This is a genomic window from Planctopirus hydrillae (assembly GCF_001707835.1).
Lineage (GTDB): Bacteria > Planctomycetota > Planctomycetia > Planctomycetales > Planctomycetaceae > Planctopirus > Planctopirus hydrillae.
In genome coordinates this window covers 1-346 of record NZ_LYDR01000061.1, presented here as the reverse complement: position 1 = coordinate 346, position 346 = coordinate 1, and the positions used below count along the sequence as shown (strand labels likewise).

Here is a 346-nt window from a genome sequence, read left to right as displayed (position 1 = left end):
AGGCCGTCCCCTCGATTGAATCTGCGCCGGATGCCCGCGCGAGACGGAGACCCTCATGCCCGAAACCGCGACGACCAAAGCCGCCGACGTGCCCTGGCGGGAGCTCGCCCGCATCCTCCACGATGCCGCCGAAGCGGACGCGATGCCGTTCTCCGAGAGCGTCGCCCGGCTCGCCGCCGGGGGCTTCGACGGCTATGCGGTCGATTTCCGCCGCGCCGCCCGCACCTATTACCGGCCGGACGGCGACAGCCTCGACCTCGCCTTCGCCCCGGCACCGCCGGTCGCGGCGGCGTTCGCGCCGGAGCGGATCAAGGCCGCGATCCGCGCGGCGCAGACGCATGCCCCG

The 346-nt window shown here is 74.0% G+C and carries 1 pseudogene; it reads left to right on the top strand.

The window, feature by feature from the left end:
* Positions 1-55 precede the first annotated feature (55 nt).
* A pseudogene (locus A6X21_RS07500) lies at positions 56-346 on the top strand (hypothetical protein); the annotation flags it as partial.